Source organism: Renibacterium salmoninarum ATCC 33209 (assembly GCF_000018885.1).
GTDB classification, from domain to species: domain Bacteria; phylum Actinomycetota; class Actinomycetes; order Actinomycetales; family Micrococcaceae; genus Renibacterium; species Renibacterium salmoninarum.
In genome coordinates this window covers 319,221-334,119 of record NC_010168.1, presented here as the reverse complement: position 1 = coordinate 334,119, position 14,899 = coordinate 319,221, and the positions used below count along the sequence as shown (strand labels likewise).

At 56.0% G+C, this 14,899-nt stretch carries 13 protein-coding genes, 1 tRNA gene and 2 pseudogenes; 8 read left to right on the top strand and 8 right to left on the bottom strand.

All coding sequences use genetic code 11. The features are described 5' to 3' along the window. Nucleotides 1–2: 2 nt before the first annotated feature. Nucleotides 3–335, bottom strand: coding sequence for a DUF2516 family protein (locus RSAL33209_RS01680; RefSeq protein WP_012243863.1), 333 nt, complete (start codon nucleotides 333–335; stop codon nucleotides 3–5). 9 nt (nucleotides 336–344) lie between these two features. Next, nucleotides 345–1,478 (bottom strand): annotated as a pseudogene (locus tag RSAL33209_RS01675) (trans-sulfuration enzyme family protein). A gap of 274 nt (nucleotides 1,479–1,752) precedes the next feature. Between RSAL33209_RS01675 and RSAL33209_RS01670 the strand changes: the two are divergent. From RSAL33209_RS01670 to RSAL33209_RS01655, 4 genes are all read left to right on the top strand, one after another. Beyond that, nucleotides 1,753–3,018 (top strand): S1 family peptidase, encoded by a 1,266-nt coding sequence (locus tag RSAL33209_RS01670; protein ID WP_012243860.1) that lies wholly within the window; start codon nucleotides 1,753–1,755, stop codon nucleotides 3,016–3,018. Nucleotides 3,019–3,163: 145 nt separating this feature from the next. Beyond that, on the top strand, nucleotides 3,164–3,829 hold the full coding sequence (gene tmk / locus RSAL33209_RS01665; protein ID WP_012243859.1) for a dTMP kinase: 666 nt from the start codon (nucleotides 3,164–3,166) through the stop codon (nucleotides 3,827–3,829). Beyond that, entirely contained in the window at nucleotides 3,826–4,980 is a 1,155-nt protein-coding gene (locus RSAL33209_RS01660) for a DNA polymerase III subunit delta' (RefSeq protein ID WP_012243858.1), read from the top strand. The genes tmk and RSAL33209_RS01660 overlap by 4 nt, the downstream gene beginning before the upstream one ends. Nucleotides 4,981–5,004: 24 nt before the next feature. Beyond that, a complete protein-coding gene (locus RSAL33209_RS01655; protein ID WP_012243857.1) occupies nucleotides 5,005–6,558 on the top strand; it encodes an alpha/beta hydrolase in 1,554 nt (517 codons plus the stop codon). 20 nt (nucleotides 6,559–6,578) lie between these two features. On the opposite strand, the gene phnE is transcribed toward RSAL33209_RS01655, so the two are convergent. From phnE to RSAL33209_RS01640, 3 genes are all read right to left on the bottom strand, one after another. Continuing rightward, complete coding sequence (gene phnE, locus RSAL33209_RS01650; RefSeq protein ID WP_012243856.1) at nucleotides 6,579–8,321, bottom strand: phosphonate ABC transporter, permease protein PhnE; 1,743 nt, start codon at nucleotides 8,319–8,321, stop codon at nucleotides 6,579–6,581. 1 nt (nucleotide 8,322) lies between these two features. Then, nucleotides 8,323–9,198 (bottom strand): phosphonate ABC transporter ATP-binding protein, encoded by an 876-nt coding sequence (gene phnC, locus RSAL33209_RS01645; RefSeq protein WP_012243855.1) that lies wholly within the window; start codon nucleotides 9,196–9,198, stop codon nucleotides 8,323–8,325. Nucleotides 9,199–9,266: 68 nt separating this feature from the next. Next, nucleotides 9,267–9,518, bottom strand: coding sequence for a hypothetical protein (locus tag RSAL33209_RS01640; RefSeq protein ID WP_041684294.1), 252 nt, complete (start codon nucleotides 9,516–9,518; stop codon nucleotides 9,267–9,269). Between the two features lie 75 nt (nucleotides 9,519–9,593). Between RSAL33209_RS01640 and RSAL33209_RS16800 the strand changes: the two are divergent. From RSAL33209_RS16800 to RSAL33209_RS01620, 4 genes and pseudogenes are all read left to right on the top strand, one after another. Continuing rightward, nucleotides 9,594–10,808 (top strand): annotated as a pseudogene (locus RSAL33209_RS16800) (IS3 family transposase); the annotation flags it as partial. A gap of 501 nt (nucleotides 10,809–11,309) precedes the next feature. Further along, a tRNA-Thr gene (locus RSAL33209_RS01625) sits at nucleotides 11,310–11,385 on the top strand. 437 nt (nucleotides 11,386–11,822) lie between these two features. Beyond that, nucleotides 11,823–12,239 (top strand): alkaline phosphatase family protein, encoded by a 417-nt coding sequence (locus tag RSAL33209_RS15785; RefSeq protein ID WP_049758759.1) that lies wholly within the window; start codon nucleotides 11,823–11,825, stop codon nucleotides 12,237–12,239. A gap of 36 nt (nucleotides 12,240–12,275) precedes the next feature. Continuing rightward, complete coding sequence (locus RSAL33209_RS01620; RefSeq protein WP_012243851.1) at nucleotides 12,276–13,331, top strand: alkaline phosphatase family protein; 1,056 nt, start codon at nucleotides 12,276–12,278, stop codon at nucleotides 13,329–13,331. Between the two features lie 19 nt (nucleotides 13,332–13,350). Here the strand turns inward: RSAL33209_RS01620 and RSAL33209_RS01615 are convergent, their stop codons facing one another. From RSAL33209_RS01615 to RSAL33209_RS01605, 3 genes are read right to left on the bottom strand one after another with little or no spacing between them, the layout of a single operon-like run. After that, a complete protein-coding gene (locus RSAL33209_RS01615) occupies nucleotides 13,351–13,791 on the bottom strand; it encodes a hypothetical protein (RefSeq protein ID WP_012243850.1) in 441 nt (146 codons plus the stop codon). 10 nt (nucleotides 13,792–13,801) lie between these two features. After that, the gene (locus RSAL33209_RS01610) at nucleotides 13,802–14,407 is read right to left on the bottom strand and encodes a bacterial proteasome activator family protein (RefSeq protein ID WP_012243849.1); all 606 of its coding nucleotides are present in this window, start codon (nucleotides 14,405–14,407) and stop codon (nucleotides 13,802–13,804) included. A 12-nt stretch (nucleotides 14,408–14,419) separates the two neighbouring features. After that, nucleotides 14,420–14,683: a helix-turn-helix domain-containing protein gene (locus RSAL33209_RS01605; RefSeq protein ID WP_041684293.1), complete on the bottom strand. Its 264-nt coding sequence runs from the start codon at nucleotides 14,681–14,683 to the stop codon at nucleotides 14,420–14,422. Between the last annotated feature and the right edge of the window lie 216 nt (nucleotides 14,684–14,899).

The window sequence follows — 14,899 nt, the reverse complement described above, 5'->3', positions numbered from 1 at the left end:
GGCTACCAGGGCTGGTAAGAGCCGCCCTGGCTTACGCCACCGCGCATCTGGCGCACGGCCGGCCGCACATCCGCAAGATAGGTGCCCGCACCAACGCAAGCCGCGAGCATAAGCAACAACGCAAAACTAAACCCGGCGCCGACGGTATAGAGAACTCCAACAAGCACCGAAATGCCGGTAATCGCTAGCCAAAAGCTTTTGCTCCGTTTGCCAGCGCGTTCAAAGTCCGCTGGCCGCGCAATCAGGCAATCAATCAGAGCCCATACTTGAATGCCAAGGCCCACGAGCCCGGCAAGCAACATAATCCAGTAGGCAACAGTTCCAGCGATTTTCACTTCTTCAGCCTATCGGTTTTGTGCGGAATCCAAGGCTTGACACAGGTCTGCCCAAAGATCCTCTGCGTTCTCAATGCCCACGCTCAGCCGTAACATGCTTTCCGGTACCGTCTTTGGCTCGTTGGCGTGCCGACGTCGGCGCTCCAAAAGCGACTCGGCGCCACCCAGCGAGGTAGCTGGCGTCCAAAGCTCCACGGCGGAAGCCACCACATTGGCAGCAGCCACCCCGCCAACAAGTTCGAAACACAAAATTGAGCCGAATCCGCTCATCTGCGCCTTTGCCCGCTCATGACCGGGATCTGTGCTCAAACCCGGATACCGAACCGCGGTCACGGCAGCGTGCGAACAGAGCCGTTCTGCCAAAATTGCCGCAGTAGCTTGTGAGCGTTAAATTCGCACCGAGAGCGTCCGCAAGCCGCGCAACGCCAGCCAGGATTCGAACGGGCCAGCAATGCCACCCTGAATCGACCGATAGTGCAAGAGCTGCGAGCGCAACTTCTCATTTCCCGTGACAAGTGCGCCCAGCACCACGTCGGAATGGCCGGCTAAATACTTGGTCACCGAGTGAAGGACGACGTCGGCGCCCAAGTTGAGCGGTTGCTGCAGCAGTGGGGTGGCAAAAGTGTTGTCCACCACCACTATCGCCGCCTGGTTCGCAGCTTTCGCCGCCTGAACTAATTTCGCAATTTCGGCCACTTCCAATAATGGATTAGTGGGGCTTTCTAGCCAAAGAAGATCAACTCCAGAAAGGTCGTCAATCACCGCGTTGGTTTCGGCAACATCCACCAGGCGAAGCTCAAATTGACCCCGCTCCGCGAGCTCAGCAGCCATCACAAGCACACCTTGGTAAGCGTGCCGCGGCATAACTAACACTCCACCGGGCCGCACCAGATCAAGTGCAGCGGCAGCCGCCGCCAATCCGGAAGAAAACAATAGTCCCGGTAATTCTGAGCCTTCAAGTTGCGCCAGCGCATCTTGAAAAGGATCCCAACTGGGATTGGAATATCTGCCGTAGGCACGATCGCCATCATGGACTTCGCCGGTGCCGTGAAAGGTCGAAGAAAGCACGATTGGCGGATTGACTGCGGCATCGTGTTCACGCTGAGGTCTGCCGGCCGAAACGACAACGGTTTCCGGAGTCAAGACCCGCTTTTTGCAGAGGGGATCTGTTGAATCGCTGTTTTGGCGGGGTTCCGATGAGCTCACGCCTTGAGTGTAAGCCAGTCGTGTTACCAGCACATGACGCCAAATGCGAAGTACTGGTTACTAAAGCTGGAGGATAACTGGGAAATAGCTAGCAAATCACCTGGCAGTATTCACAGGTGACGTTCAGGGAACTTAGGGTTGCAGGAATCTCCGACAAAAGTACGGAGATTTCAGGACCCCCGCAATATGGAAAATATCAAAGGAGCCCCGAATGAAAATGGCGAAAACAACTCTGCGTGCCTGCTTGAGCAGCTTGGCTGCTACAGGTTTGCTGGTTAGCGCCGTCGCTGGCGCAGCTACCGCTGCCCCGGCAACTACCCCCGCAAACCTTCACCCAGAATCAGCGACTGAAGCAGCGGTGAAATACCTTGAATCCACTGGTTTGAGCAGCAATGACGCTGCTGATCGAGTGGTCAAGCAACCGGCCCTTTCGTTGGCTGCAGAACGTCTCGACGGCGTACTGGGCGCAACTGGCTCGGGCGCATTTATCGACCAGGCAACCGGAAAACTCACCGTCGGGATTACCAATCCGACGGCTGCATTAACAGCCTTTGGCAATGGCGCCGAAAAGGTTGTGCAGATGAGCCGGTCGGCAGCTCAGTCCGAACAGCTCCGGACGGCACTTTCGCCGTTGCTCTCCGAAGTGGCCGGTAGCAGCTGGGGCGTTAATCCCAGCAGCAATACCGTCGATGTTGAACTTCCGGCAAATACGCCAGCCGCAGTCAGCCAAGCGTTGACTCAGTACGGCAGCGCGGTGAAGCTCACGGAAACTGCGGCGACCACAACGGTATTGGCTGGAACCACAAATGCTTATGGCGGTCAAGAGTACGGCTTGCCTGTTGATGGCAAACCGGGCTACTGGCAGGTCTGCTCGCTGGGCTTCGCTGCCGTGGACAAGACCGGGGGGGCTTCCTTCGATGTGACGGCCGGGCACTGCACTACCAAGATCGGTGCTAAGCCGACGCTGCGGCCTATCGAAGCTAAAGGAACCACCATCCTGGGTACCCATGAGAAGTCAAACTTCCCGGGTACCGACTACGGCCTGATTCGCACCAATACGGCAGCAATCTCGCTGCAGGCTCAGGTCGATCGACAGAATGGCACCTACGTCAACGTCACCGGTTCAACCGAGTCAGCCGTTGGCGGCACGTCCTGTAAGTCAGGCCGAACCACACAGTGGACCTGTGGCACTATCAAGGCCAAAAACGTCAGCGTAAACTACAGCCGCGAAGACGGCGGTACCGATCGGGTCAACGGCCTGGTCCAATACAACGCTTGCGTTGAAGGCGGCGACTCGGGTGGCGCCATCCTGTCCGGAACTCAGGCTCAGGGTTTGACCTCGGGCGGCCAGGGCTACTCACAAGGACCGGGTAAGCCGGCTGTTTGTGGCGAAAAGGTTGGCAAGCCCAACGTCGCCTACTACCAGCCAGTAAATCCGGCACTGAGCGCCTACGGCATGACGCTCGTTACTAAGTAATTCATCAAGTATGTCCCCTTTTACCGGCCGGATATCTGGGATCCACTGCGCAAACCTCCGGCTGATCACCTACCTTTGACGCCACCTGACCGAAGAATCAGTTGGCCGAATCAAAGCTGTCGGTGATCCTCGATAGGCTTGACCTGTGAGCAACCTCCCGGCCAACAGCGTCGCACCCGATCAGTCCGCGGCCAAGCGTTCTGGCTTCTTCATCGCGTTCGAAGGTGGCGATGGCGCTGGAAAGTCCACCCAAGCACGGTTACTTGCCGCTGCGCTTAAGGATTTAGGTCGCCAAGTAGTGCTGACTCGTGAACCGGGCGGTACACCGGTAGGAGAAAAACTTCGCTCCCTAGTCTTAGACCATGGTCAAGGCCAGATAGACGCCCGTACTGAAGCTTTGCTGTTTGCCGCTGCACGCGCCGCACACGCCGAACAAGTTATTCGGCCAGCTCTTGCCGAAGGAAAAGTCGTTATCACTGATCGATATATCGACTCGTCCATTGCGTACCAGGGCGCCGGTCGCGACTTGGGTGAAGACGAGGTACGCAAGGTTAATGAATGGGCAACTGCGGGCCTGCTGCCAGAATTGACGATCCTTCTCGACGTCGCCGCGAACGAAGGTCGCAACCGTCGAGCAGGGGCAAGGCCAGATCGTTTAGAGTCCGAACCAGATAATTTTCATGACCGCATTCGGCAAGCCTTTTTGAATTTAGCATCCGCTCGGCCAAAGCAATACCTCATCCTCAATGCGCGGCTCAGCATCGACGAGCTTCAGCAGGCAATCCTGCAACGAGCCAAGGAACTCTTATGAGCGTCTGGGACGACTTACAGGGGCAACAGACCGTTGTGGCACAGTTGCGCAAAGCAGCCCTTGAAGAGATTCCAGTCCATGCCTGGTTGTTTACCGGCCCGCCTGGTTCTGGTCGGTCAAACGCCGCCAAAGCATTTGCTGCAACGTTGATCTGCGAGCAAGTCGACCCCGCGGAACGTGGCTGTGGCAGCTGCCATGCGTGCCACACAGTGCTGGCCGGAACTCATTCCGACGTCACCTTTGTGGAGACGGAAAAGACCACGATCAGCATCGATGAAGCTCGAGAATTGGTCACCAAAGCACAAGACCGGCCCGCATCTGCACGATGGCGGATTATCATCATCGGCGATGCAGACCGGATGGCTGAACGCACCACCAACGTCTTGCTCAAGGCGATCGAGGAGCCGCCGCCGCGCACGTTGTGGATCTTATGCACGCCCAGCCCGGCAGATGTCTTAGTTACTATTCGTTCGCGTTGCCGGTTGGTCACGTTGCGAGTGCCTCCGGTGCAGGACGTGGCCGAGCTCTTAGTATCTCGCGACGGAATCGAGCCAACATTAGCTTTGGCTTGCGCGCGGGCCGCGCAAAGCCATGTTGGCATTGCGCGGCGTCTGGCTCAGGACGAAGGTGCCCGCGGCCGTCGCGAAGCGACCGTCCGGTTACCGCTTGGGCTACGCGGCGTTTCAGAGGCAGTCCGGGCCGCTGGATCCTTAGTCGAGTTGGCCACAGCGGAAGCCGCCTCTTCCAACGAACAACGCGATGCCGTGGACAAAGAAGCACTGTTGCGATCGCTGGGCGCGCCGGAAACCGGTACTTTGCCGCCGTCAATGCGCGCACAAGTGCGCCAACTCGAAGAAGATCAAAAACGTCGATCAAAACGGTCAATCACGGACACCTTGGACCGCGCATTAACAGATTTGCTTTCTTTTTACCGCGACGTCATGTTGATTCAGATTTCCAGCAATCAAGCGGCGGATCACGAGCTAGTCAACGCCGGAATGCGATCTGAATTGGCTGATTTTGCCAGCCGTTCAAGCGCCGAAGTCTCGCTGGCACGCATCGAATCCATCAGCGAGGTTCGACGGCGAATTGTGGGTAGTAACGTGGCCCCACTCTTGGCGATTGAAGCGATGACGGTAAGTTTGTTGTAACGCCGTCCGCTGCAAGGAGCCTTCATGCGAAATGTCCGCCCGTCCCGACAAAGCCGCTACCAGACTTTGCTGCGGGCCGCCGTCGTACTGCTCGCTGGGTCGCTGACGCTTAGCGCCTGCACACCGGTGTTCCCAGCACCGAGCAGTCAACAAAGCCAGGACCCCTCAGTTGTTGCGGACGCGCCGGATAACTTGAAGAGTTTTTACACCCAGCAACTGACGTGGACCAGCTGCGAAAAGAACATGCAGTGCACCAAGGTCAAAGTGCCAGTGGATTATGCCAATCCGCAGGGAGACTCCCTTGAGCTTGCCGCGGTGAAACTTCCGGCAACTGGTAACGCGATCGGCTCGATCTTGGTAAATCCGGGGGGCCCCGGCGGCTCTGGCTACGACATGGTTTCGCAGAGCAGCTCACTGTTCTCGGCGAAGCTACGTTCGGCCTACAACATGGTCGGCTTTGACCCACGCGGCGTGAAACGATCGGCGCCCGTAACGTGCATCAGCGATGCAGACCAAGACAAAGAACGCCAAACCGACCATGACTTACAAACCGACGCCGGCGTTGCCGCTTTTGAAAAGCAAAACATCAATGACATTGCGCAATGCAAGCAAAATACCGGTGCGGTGCTCGGTTTTGTAGATACGATCTCCTCGGCGAAGGATCTCGATATTCTCCGTGCAGTAGTGAACTCGGCGAAGCTTGATTACTTGGGTTTCTCCTACGGAACTAAGCTTGGCGCCACTTACACGGAGCTGTTCCCGGCCAAAGTGGGCAAGTTTGTGCTCGACGGCGCGCTAGACCCCACGCTGACAATTGAGACATTGGGTATGGGCCAGGCAAAGGCGTTCGAGGCCGCTATCAACTCTTGGGCTGAGAATTGCGCGCAAGCTAAAGGATGCCCTTTCCGCGGCAGCCCCGAACAAATAGTTCAGCAAGTGCGGGATCTCAACGCGCAGTATGAGAAAACTCCGCAAAAGACCAAAGACGGCAGGTTGCTCACTGGCAGCGGCTTTAGTTCTGCGTTATCACTAGCTATGTATTCGACTGATCTGTGGAGCGTCTTACAAGCTAGGTTGACCGACGCCGCCAATGGTGACCCCAACGGCATGATGGACCTTGCCGACTATGCGGCCGATCGTGATCCAAACACCGGCAAGTACAGCTCCAACACCGCTTTTGCCTTCACCGCAATCAATTGCCTCGATTATCAAATGGACACCGATATCTCAGCGTTGCGCGCCGAGTCGCTGGCTTTACAAACCGCATCGCCAACTTTCGGAAAGTACTTGGGCTACTCGGGATTGACCTGCAAGAACTGGCCGTATCAGTCTGTAGCCAAACCGCATCCGATTTCCGCACAAGGAACCGGCCCAATTGTAGTCATTGGCACCACTCGCGATCCCGCAACGCCCTACCCGTGGGCACAGGCGCTGCGGAAACAACTAGCCGCTGGCGTTTTGGTGACCTGGGACGGCGACGGTCACACCGCGTATGGACGGTCCAATTCCTGCATTCAAAACGCAGTTGACGGCTATTTTGTGGATGGGAAGACGCCACAGGACGGGTTGCAGTGTTGAATCAATAGTTGAGCAAGCAACTAGGACTTCAAAGCTTTCCGAACCCACATTGAGACGCCTTCAATAACCAGCACAATTGCCAGAATCATTAGCGCAATAGTGAAAACCACGTTGTACTGGCTGCGACTAGTCGCCTCAAACATCACAAAGCCGACTCCGCCACCTCCGACCACACCAAGTACCGTTGCGGCCCGAACATTCGAATCAAGCATGTAAAAAATGTGCCCAACAAATGCTGGCGTAGCTTGCGGGAACGTCGCTGCAGCGTAAATCTGCCCTCGACGCGCACCCGTGGCTTTGAGCGCCGTTTCCGGCCCGGAGTCCACTTCTTCGAAGGAATCGGCCAGGAGTTTACCTAAGAGCCCAATCCCGCCAAGGCCCAAGGCGAAAGCGCCCGCGATCGGGCCAAATCCGGTGGCCAAGATCAAGATGATTGCCAGCAGTAATTCTGGAATGTCTCGGATGGCCAGCAGTACCAACCGGAAAGTTTTGTGTACGGCACCATTAGCGGCAATGTTGCGAGCCGCAAACGAACCGAAGGGAACAGAGAACAGCACCGCAATCAACGTCCCGGCCAGCGCGATATAGAACGTCTCCCAAAGCAAGCTCATCATCTTCGGCGCAGGAGTATCGCCAAAGGACAACGGAAACAAAGTCGAGAAACGCTGCGGCAAGTTCACTACCGCATTGACCACGTCGGGCCAGTTGATATTCGCGTACAAAACCGCCCAAATCAAGACGGCAAGGATCAGCCAGCCAATCAGATTGACCTGAATTCGACGGCTCGTCCACGGCGCGCTAGTCCTTCGCTTTGCCGGGCTAGGCAGAGCAATGGTGGCCAACGAGCCGTCACCGTTCGCCGTCGTCGTGACCAACTTCCGAGAAAGCCGCGACCCGAGTGATTTTCCGGCCGAAGCGCGTCCCAAGATCATCGAACACAAAACTGTCGCAATAATCTCCATCACCACGCACAGCGCAAACAATATGAGCGCGGCGGCGAGCATCCTTTGGTAGTCCAAACGATCTATTGATGCCTTGAGTTCGTATCCCAAACCGGGCATCCCGACGATGCCCAAAATGGCTGAAGCGCGAAGGTTGATGTCATTGCGATGCAGCACGGTCGCCACCCAAGAAGGCAACACTTGCAGCAATACTCCGGAGACAAATTCCTGCAATTTGCCGCCGCCAGCAGCTCTAATAGCGATCCTCGGACCTTCGTCGATCTGCTCTATGGCATCGGCGAAAAGCTTTCCGATCATGCCAACTGAGTGCAGGCCGATCGCCACAATGGACGGCCAGACCGGCCCGCCAGCAACCAAGGTGATCACGATAATGAGCAAGACCAACTCAGGGATGGACCTAGCGAGGACCGTCATGCCGCGAGCAAGCCAGCGCAGTGCCGGGTGGGGGCTGGTGTTACGGGCCGCAAAGTACGCGATTGGAATGGAAATAATGGTGGCTAAAAGCGTTCCGCAGATCACCACGGACAAGGTTTGTAGCGTTAGCTGAGCTAGTACGAGCGGCTCGGAGAAATCCATGGGCACCGAGCGCGCTAAGAATTTGCCAATTTTGTCCAGGCTGGAAACGATCCGGGGCCCAGAAAGCCCAAGGGAGGAAACCGCGACGACGCCTAGAAACAGCGCCAAGAGCACTGCTGCGACACCCAGCGAGCGAGCGGAAGGCCGTGGCAATAACCGGCGTTCGCTTCCTGCCGGCAATACTGTTTTGCTGTTACTCGGTGGTGCACTCAGTCCAGTAGCCATCTCAGTCGTTGATCTTTCGCTGCGAAGCCGCGGCTGCCGCACCAGCAGATAGCTGCTCAGCCGCCTCGGCTAGCTCTTCTTGAACTGCTCTGATTTCCGCGGTAGAGGTGGCCACCTGGCCGTAAATCTCCATCACCTGCTCTTTGCCGAGCCCCTCGGTTGGCGTGTCTAGTACTACCGAGCCAGCGCGCAGGCCAATAATTCGGTCTCCCCAAGAGAGCGCTAATTCGACTTGGTGCAGGCTGCAAACCACAGTAAGCTTGCGCTCCATGCCAATTTCGCGGATGAGGTTCATCACCTGTTGCGAGGACTCCGGATCCAGCGAGACCACGGGCTCATCCGCAAGCAAGATCTCCGGATCCTGCATGAGTGCGCGCGCAATCGCTACACGCTGTTGCTGTCCACCAGAAAGGGTGTCAGCTCGTTGGAACGCCTTCGCACCCAAGCCGACGCGTTCCAAATGATCAAGGGCTTTCGCTCGCAATGATTTGGGGTAGCTGATCAGTCCAAGTCGCGGTCCGGCCATTCGCGCCAAAGCACCGGTCAGCACGTTTTCCATCACGCTCAGCGATGGCACCAATTCAAACTGCTGAAAAATCACCCCAACCCTTGAACGCAGCTGGCGCAGCGACTTGCCGCGCAGTTGATCAACGCGTTCACCAAGCACTCGAACCTCGCCGTTGCTGGGCAACTCAAGTTGATTCAAATGCCGAAGCAGCGTCGATTTACCCGAGCCAGAGAGTCCTAGCAAAACAACAATTTGACCTGCCGGTATAGACAGATTTACATCGTGCAAAGCTTGGAGCTCACCAAAGGATTTGCTCAGCTGGGCGACGGAAATCGCCTCGTCATGAATGTTTGCTGGCGAATTCGCCATAGAAACTCCTGGTTAATGCTGGTGAGCGGGGTAGCCGAAACTCGGCCACCCCGCTCTTGGCGGAAGAATTAGATTCCCGCGCAGGTCTTTACTTCGGGGAGCTTGCGGCAGAAGTCGCGCAAGTCGTTGTAGTAGGCATCGTCTACCGGAGCGTTTCCGTCGCCGAAGAACTTATCGAAGGCGGATTTGGAGGCGATTCCAGCATCGGTAATGTCTTTGACCGTGACCTTGGAGATCTTGTCCGTCAAGGTCTTCTTTAGGTCTGCGGGCAACGCACCAGCGATAGCAAATGGCGGTCCAGGAACCAAAGACTTGTCCACGATCTTCAGGTCGTCCGCTTTGAAGTGAATCGCCCCGGTGTGTCCGGAGACTTTCTTGTTTGAGAGGATCAGGACATGGCAGGGAAAACTACGACACGGTATCCGCAGGAGTTGAAGGATCGTGCGGAGATGGAGGGTGCGTCTTCGGAGTGGGCGGCGATGCAAAAAGTTGCCCAGCTTTTGGGTGTGGGTGTGCCGGAAACGGTGCGTAAATGGGTCCGGCAAGCCGAGATCGATGTTGGTACTAGAACTGGAACAACGAGCACGGAATCGGCCGAGCTGAAACGGTTACGGCGTGAGAACGCTGAGCTGAAACGGGCGAACGCGATCCTTCGGAGTGCTTCAGCTTTTTTCGCGGTCGAACTCGACCGCCACAACACTGATCGTGAAATACATCAAGGACCATGCCGGTCACCGCGAGAATAATGGATTGCGGTGGGGTGTCGAGTCGATCTGCCAGGTGCTTACTGGGACGGGGTGAAGACCACCCCGTCCACGTACTACGAATGGGTGGATAAAACACGATCTCACCGAGAACAACGTGATGAGGTGCTCAAGCCCGTGATCCAGAAGGTGTATGCCGCTAATTACGGGGTGCACGGCACCAGGAAAGTCTGGTTGGCGATGAACCGTGAAGGTGTGCCGGTGGCCAGGTGCACGGTAGAACGGCTCATGGGGTTACTTGGCATACAGGGTGCGGTCCGTGGCAAGGTCAAACGCACCACGATCAAAGACTCGAAGGCGGCCCGAGCGAAGGACTTGGTCCGCCGTGATTTCACACCAACGGCACCGGATCGGCTATGGGTAGATGATTTCACCTATGTTTCGACCTGGTCCGGGTGGGTCTATGTTGCCTTCGTGATCGATGCTTACTCTCGGAGGATCCTGGGCTGGTCAGCGAGTGCTTCTATGAACACCGTGCTAGTGCTCAACGCAGTTAATCAGGCAATCTGGAGTCGTGAACGGGCCGGGGCTGAGATTTCCGGGGTGATTCATCATCACGATGCCGGGGCTCAATACGCCTCCTTGGCCTTCACCTAACGCCTGGCCCAGGCCGGTATCCGCCCCTCGATCGGTTCTGTGGGTGATAGTTACGACAACGCCTTGGCGGAAACCATCAACGGGCTTTATAAGACCGAGCTGATCAAACCCGGCAAGCCCTGGCGGACTCTAGAAGAAGTCGAAATCGGCACCGCTGAATGGGCCGATTGGTACAACCACCGAAGGCTCTACCAGTACTGCGGAGACATCCCACCAGTAGAGCTAGAAAACCACTACTACATATCACTACCAGAGCACGGCAGCCGCCGACAGGCTCATCGTCTGAGAAACCCTCCGGACACACCGGAGCGATTCAAGATGCATGAAAACGGTGATCTTCGAAATCCCCATCGTGTCACGCACGTACCCAAGCATGCTGTTGAATCGGTCACCACCGGGGTCGATTCCCTCCGAGGCCACCGCGCGACTAAATGCCTACTCAACTAGTCCGTCGTCGGCGACGGTAGTACCGGCCATATCCAAGATCGCAAGCTTAAGCTCTCGCACTGGACTTGGCTGCAAAGACTTCACACTTTCGAGCGTCACGTTTGGCGACTCCTTCATCGGGTCAGAGGCTATGTGGCATCCAACCAACCACTGTGTTGCTCCCTTCAGCATGCCGGGAATCCAGAACCGCGCGCTGAATGCTGAGCGAAAGCTGGATGAACAGCCGAGAAACGTTTTGACGCTGGCTGGTCACTCATTTAGAGTTGTTATTTGTGTTGTTGAGGCTAAAGCCAAAACACACATGCTTCCTTAGCTCAGTCGGCAGAGCGTTTCACTCGTAATGAAAAGGTCATCAGTTCGATTCTGATAGGAAGCTCCACTCAAAGATGCTCCTAGCCCGCAAAATGCTGGCTAGGAGCATCTTTGCTTTAACAAGCTTGCAGGCTGCTCGCAGTCCCATCCCGCTGAACTAGATCTATGTGTGGGATAGCCCGCTTTGTCCCTCTCAGTCAGACGATTCAGCGGGATAAAGTATCCAGCTGGGATAACTCAGATCAGGGTTATTGAATCTGTATATACAACAAATTGCGACGTAAAGATGAACAGCTCGCGAAAACCTCTTGAGAGCCCTTGAAACCAGGTCATGATTCCGAGAAGGTCAGACTGTTATCAGGCACATTTAGGCATAAATTAAGGAGATGAGAGAAAATGTTCATCATTGAAACCCACTCAAAAAGACCTTGGGCTCTAGGAACCGCGATAGTAATATCTGTATTGACAACAATTTCGCTTCCCAGTATTTCTCAGGCGGCACCGATGACCGAAGCAGCAAGTGAGCAGACGACGTCGGCCTCTCTCAATGCGCTAACCGGGCCCAACGGTTCGCGACTGAACAAAAGCTTGCTCATCGGCCTGGACGGCACACTGCTCAGCAAAGCAATCTCGGCAAAGGCGCCAAATATCAGCACGCTAATGGCAAATGGCGTAACGGGGGAAAGCTTGCTCTACTCGCAGCCCACCTCCTCCGGCGTTGATAGGCTGGGTGAAACCTCCTCCGGCCCCGGTTGGTCGAGTATCTTGACCGGCGTTTGGCCTGATAAGCACGGCGTGCAGGACAACAGTTTTTCCGGTAAGAACTACACGCAGTACCCGGATTACCTCACTCGGATGAAACAGGTCGATCCGACGATCTCTACTTTTGCCGCTGCCGACTGGACGCCGATCCTCACTTGAGGAGAAAACGGTCCGATAATTTCGGACAAAATCGATGTGAAGCTGAATCCTCAGGATCACAACGCCAGCGACGAAGTTAATGACAAAGAACTGGCCTATGGGTCCGCCGCCTACCTAAAGAACCAGAATCCGGACGCGTCCTTCGTCTATTTCGCCCAGGTAGACGGGGCTGGCCATGAGCATGGCGCCGATAGCGCTCAGTACAGCCAGTCCATCTTGAACGTCGACGCCTATGTTGGTCAATTGCTTGATGCGGTCGCAGCTCGGCCCACCCGTGCACAAGAAAACTGGACCATCATGATTACTACCGACCACGGCCACAAACCGAGCGGCGGGCACAGTGGGAACTCAGTACCGGAGCGTTCTACGTTTGTGATCGCACAGGGACCGGGAATCAAAGCCGGATCTACTGCAAACAATCTCAAATTTGTTGATCCTGCTGTGACAGCGCTCACGATTGCTGGCGTAAAAGTCGATCCGGCTTGGGGTCTTGATGGGATTCCGCTTGGCTCGGTAATACCTGATGACTTCGATGCGCTCCGGTCCGCGTTGAAGCCTTCTGTGGATGAAGAGATTACCGGACTGGGATTCATGCACACTCCCCCGGCTGGTTGGTCAATCGACAATTCTAAGATACCCAAGGGCGGTACGACGGAATGGCAAGGTTGGGCCTTCACCACGCAGGAATTCTGGTCTGCAGCAGAACGCGGTCAAGGCCGGGAAAACTTTATGCGCGGTCGGGATGTCATTGCGGTCGCAGATTCCGACGAGTGGGATAACAAGACTCACGACTCCGGCCCCTTTGACTCCACGCTGATAACTCCGCAGTACAACGTTGTGGGGACGAATGAGGCAACGATCAGCTTCCAAAGCTACTACCAGCAAGACGGAAGCCAGAAAGGCGAGGTGCTGATCTCGTTCGACGGCGCAGCCCCGGTCACGCTTGCCACCTTGAATAAGAATTCAAACGGCAAGTTGAGCTTCACAGCCAAGGTGCCAGCCAACGCGACAACAGCGCAGATTCGCTTTCGCTATACCGGCAGCAACAATTGGTACTGGGGGCTGGACCAGGTAGCTTTTTCCGCTAAATAACAGCTGCTGATGCCCGCCTTCATGAATTGTCGGTGGGCATCAGAGCCTCGGCCGCAATCACGTGCTCAACTACTTGTGCAGCACGACGCACAACGGCATCCGGCGCTAATTCTTCTAGCCGAACCATCGCCACTGCCTCGGCTGCGGTTGCCAACGCATTTCCAGCTCGGGTTAGCTCTCGATGAATAGCAGCAAAACTGCCGGCTGGAATGTTTAGCCCGTCACTCGGCGAGGCGGTATGTGCACGCCGGCACAGCGAACGGACTCGCGGCAACAGGTCTGCCAACTCATTGGCAATCGGAGCCAACTCTTCATGAAGCTGCTCGTCTTGAACTCCTTCGAGCATCTGATGAAACCGGTCTAGGCCGCGACGGAATCTATCGTGTGCTCGGCGCCAAACGCCTTGGCCGAGTTCGGCGTCGTCGCGCTTTGCCGTTCGGAAGCGTTCAAAGAGGGCCACCGGGAATTCGCTACAGGTACTGCCCTGGCGAGGGCACGTTGTCGTTAGGCTGTCCGGCAGGGCGCTGCGTTACTGGAGCTCGCTGAGGCTCACCATTTTCGCCGATGATCACGCCTGGCGCGATGACAGTTCCGGGTGGAAGTTGCCGCAATTGAAGCTGCGCTGCAGTTTGCTGATTAGCCATCTGTTGTGCGGCCAATGCAGTCTGAATGCCGTGAAACAACCCTTCGATCCAGCCCACAAGTTGGGCCTGGGAAATCCGAAGTTCGGAATCACTTGGTGTGACATCTTCCTTGAAGGGCAAGTTAATTCGATGTAGCTCTTGAACCAAGTCCGGCGAAAGCCCATCTTCTAATTCTTTGATTGAACGCTCGTGGATCTCAGCAAGCCGACTTCGCGCTGCTTCGTCAAGCGGCGCGCTTTTTACCTCTTCAAGGAGCTCTCGAACCATTGTCCTGATGCGCATTACCTTGGCCGGCTCGTCGACTAAGTCTTGGATCGCAGTACGCGGGCGGGCCGCCGTCGTCGTCGAATTTTCAGGCTCGTCCGATTCGGGCGCCGAAAGCACCCCTTCGCTGACCGCTTCCGTTGAGTTCTCTCCCTGGACTTCGCTCATGAGGACATACTCTCACGGCTTGCTTCGGGACTTGATCACTGGCTGGATCCGCTGATGCACTTGGACATCTTGCGTAATATCAAAAAGCACCCGCACCGGAACATTGAGCGCGTTGGCAATGCGCACGCCCAAAGCCGGAGTGCAGGACGAGCGCCGGCCCGCCAGTAGATGCGATATGAAGCCTTTTGAGCAGCGAGCCCGCAACGCGAGGGCTCCGAGTGAAATATCCTCTTGACCCATCAGCGCGCGCAGGGTGTTGGCGCTTTTGAGCTGCATACCTCACCTTTCGGCCATCAAATCGAGACGAGTCGAGAACAGATTGATACGTGATTCGTGACCAAGTGTCCCCTAGTGAATTTATATAAGTCAATTACAAAGGGTCATCTTCAGATACACTTGGTAGACGCTTTGTGACGAAAAAGCCCAGTGATCGTATTAAATACAACATGTTTTGCACATTTGATAGATGCATTTGATAGACGGTTGGATAAG

Coding starts and splice junctions, on each gene's coding strand:
- RSAL33209_RS01670 (WP_012243860.1), top strand. CDS start 1,753: ATGAAAATGGCGAAAACAACTCTGCGTGCCTGCTTGAGCAGCTTGGCT.
- RSAL33209_RS01660 (WP_012243858.1), top strand. CDS start 3,826: ATGAGCGTCTGGGACGACTTACAGGGGCAACAGACCGTTGTGGCACAG.
- RSAL33209_RS01655 (WP_012243857.1), top strand. CDS start 5,005: ATGCGAAATGTCCGCCCGTCCCGACAAAGCCGCTACCAGACTTTGCTG.
- phnE (WP_012243856.1), bottom strand. CDS start 8,321: ATGGCTACTGGACTGAGTGCACCACCGAGTAACAGCAAAACAGTATTG.
- phnC (WP_012243855.1), bottom strand. CDS start 9,198: ATGGCGAATTCGCCAGCAAACATTCATGACGAGGCGATTTCCGTCGCC.
- RSAL33209_RS15785 (WP_049758759.1), top strand. CDS start 11,823: ATGACCGAAGCAGCAAGTGAGCAGACGACGTCGGCCTCTCTCAATGCG.
- RSAL33209_RS01610 (WP_012243849.1), bottom strand. CDS start 14,407: ATGAGCGAAGTCCAGGGAGAGAACTCAACGGAAGCGGTCAGCGAAGGG.
- RSAL33209_RS01605 (WP_041684293.1), bottom strand. CDS start 14,683: ATGCAGCTCAAAAGCGCCAACACCCTGCGCGCGCTGATGGGTCAAGAG.